The organism is Tabrizicola sp., from assembly GCF_051645465.1.
Taxonomy (GTDB): domain Bacteria; phylum Pseudomonadota; class Alphaproteobacteria; order Rhodobacterales; family Rhodobacteraceae; genus Tabrizicola.
In genome coordinates, this window is record NZ_JBOFBI010000332.1 from 1 (window position 1) to 2532 (window position 2532).

Genomic DNA, 2532 nt, shown 5'->3' on the forward strand with positions numbered 1-2532 from the left:
AGAAACGGCGGCGGAACGATCCCCCGACGGCCCATCCACAAGACCACAAGTCCGATGAGCGTCAGCGGCACGCCAAAGCTGGCGAGGCTGAACCAGTAGGCGGTGCCGGCAGCGCTCATCGCCGAGAAGTCTTCGCCCCACAGTTCTCCGCTGAACCAAGCGCCTGCATGTCCTGCGGCGCCTTCGAGGGTCAAGGCACCCAAGGTGTGCGCGGTGCCATAGAACACGATAAGCCATCCTGCCCATCTGATCATCGAGAGTTGCCTTTCCGATAGTGCCGCCTGCCCCAGAGGGCAAAGCCGAAGTCAGGCCCATGGTTGTTTCGTCCACACGCCGTCAGCCTTCAGTCCTTGAGGTTGCGGTGGCCACGTGTCAGGGCCAGGCACAATGCCGCCGCGACCAGCAGAGCGACTGGAAAACCGCTGGGGGGCATCAGGATGGTGGAGAGAGCCGTCCAGGCCAGAAGGGCAAAGCCCACGAATGCAGGCACACGGATGCCCTGCCGGTCCATCCAGAGAATGAGCGCGCCAAGAACACCCAGCGGCACGGCGAAGCTGCCGATCGTCGACCAGAAGGCGAAGCCGGTGAGCACCAGGTCGGGCCGCTGGCCGGCGACCGGCCCCCAATGCTCCCAGGTCCAGAGATCGCCCTTCACTGCGCTCGCCGCATGGTTGGCCGCATCGTAGCCCAGCACGATCATGTGGAGGACCGAGAGCGCAATGATCCCCCAGGCAGACAGTCTCAGCATCCTGTTTTCCTTTCTATTCATGATGTCATGACCAAGCCGTTCGGCGATGTGGGCCGATGCAGCATCCCTGACCGTATCAACCGACCGGAGGTCTCCAGTTGGCATTCCAGCCGAGCTGATCTTCGGCACAGGTCGTGTCGACCTCTCCATCGCGCTCGGCAATGTTGTAGACGCCCGCCACTTCGATCCGGGCACACAAGGCCGCTGCGTGGGCCGCTGCGTCAATGTGGACAGCGGCTGGCCCCCAGGGCCGGTCAGAACCAGTGCCCGGGCCATAAAGCCTGCCATACCGCAAGATGACCGAGGGGATTGGGGATGATGTGACCTGATCCTCAAGGCTGATGACGCCAAGAGAGCTGGGCGAAGCCGATGGCAGTCTGCCCGCCAGCAGATCAGTTTCGCGATAGGGCTTGCGGCCCGGCGCGTAGTCGAAGGCGATGCTTTGCGCGATGATCCGGGTGACGCCGGCCGCCTCGGCAGCATCGACCAGGTTGCGCGTGCCGTGCTTTCGCAAAGCGGCGTTCCGCTCCAGCGCCCGGTCATCGAGCTTCGAAAGATCGCGCGGCAGATCGGTCAGCTGATGCATCAGCAAATCCGGGCCGAAGTCACAGACTGCGGACCGGACACTGTCGGCATCAGAAGCGTCGGCTTGCACCGCCGCGACGCCAAGGCCTTGCATGCTCTCCGCCCGTTGGCGGGAGCGGGTCATGCCCATGACAGTCCAGCCATCGGCCAGCAACATCGGCACCAGTCGCATCCCGATCGCGCCAAAGGCGCCTGCGACGAACATCCTGCCTCTCAAGTTCCTGCTCCCTAACGATCGAATGCGTTGATTCTACATTCTATACGGCATCGTATACTCGCGGGACCATCTAATGTCTATACGGAACCGTATAGAACTGCTAGGCTCGATGCTGCAGGCGACGTCGAGGTAAGGAATGGCGCGGAAGACGGAAGGCCCCTCAAGGGAAGACTGGGTTGTTGCGGGCATGTCAGCGCTGATGTCGGGCGGTATCGAGGCGGTGAAGGTCGAAAAACTTGCGACCGCGCTTGGTATCAGCAAAGGGCCATTCTACTGGCGGTTCGCCAACCGGGACGAACTCCTTCAGGCCATTGTCGACTTCTGGAGGCGCGACCTGACGCAGAGCCTGATTGACGCGACGCGGCTGCCTGAGACCCCCGAAGAGCGGCTGAGGGCGCTCGCAGAAGTCTCGCTCATGCCTCATGCCGGTCTGCTGGACGTCGCCACGGCAGAATGCGCGCTGCGCGCGTGGGCCGCGACCGACACCTTGCCGCGCGAGACCGTGCGAGAGGTCGACGCGAGCCGGATTTCCCACGTGACAGAAGAGTTCGTGCTTGTGGGCGCACCGCGGGAGGTAGCCGAACAGCTTGCCAAGGCCGTCTATGTAGCCCTGCTCGGCCTTTACACCGTGCGCCAGTACACGCCCGAGCTGGCAGATGACAGGGCGTTCATGACCACGGTGGACATCGCCATCCGCGAGGCGCAGCGGCAGAAGTCCGCGATGGCGGCAGGCGATCTGCGTGTAGACCCTCCAGCTGAGAGGCCCGCAACACCATGAACGCATCGCCGTCGGCTGCGAGGCGCAAACAAGATTCAAACTCTTTCCAGTTGAAACGAGAGTGGCGGCCCATAGCTGCCGCCCGGCCCTGATGTGATTTTGCGGTGCAGCTTCGCCAGACCGGCCGTTAGTGCGGCATGCAGCAAGTTTGTCAGGTCAAGCCGCACACAAGGTTCTGAGCCGCGGGCCAGCGTCTTTAATTGT

4 protein-coding genes are annotated in these 2532 nt (G+C 63.0%); 1 reads left to right on the forward strand and 3 read right to left on the reverse strand.

The window, feature by feature from the left end; genetic code table 11:
- The 3 genes from ACRCSW_RS21350 to ACRCSW_RS21360 all read right to left on the reverse strand — a co-directional run.
- Positions 1-254: hypothetical protein (locus ACRCSW_RS21350; RefSeq protein ID WP_438707667.1), on the reverse strand; the 254-nt coding region annotated here is incomplete at its 3' end.
- Between the two features lie 89 nt (positions 255-343).
- Positions 344-748, reverse strand: a complete 405-nt coding sequence (locus ACRCSW_RS21355) for a DUF6463 family protein (protein WP_438707668.1) — start codon at positions 746-748, stop codon at positions 344-346.
- Between the two features lie 76 nt (positions 749-824).
- The gene (locus ACRCSW_RS21360; protein ID WP_438707669.1) at positions 825-1538 is read right to left on the reverse strand and encodes an NAD-dependent epimerase/dehydratase family protein; all 714 of its coding nucleotides are present in this window, start codon (positions 1536-1538) and stop codon (positions 825-827) included.
- 148 nt (positions 1539-1686) lie between these two features.
- Between ACRCSW_RS21360 and ACRCSW_RS21365 the strand changes: the two genes are divergently transcribed.
- Positions 1687-2328, forward strand: coding sequence for a TetR/AcrR family transcriptional regulator (locus tag ACRCSW_RS21365; RefSeq protein WP_438707670.1), 642 nt, complete (start codon positions 1687-1689; stop codon positions 2326-2328).
- The last annotated feature ends 204 nt before the right edge of the window (positions 2329-2532 follow it).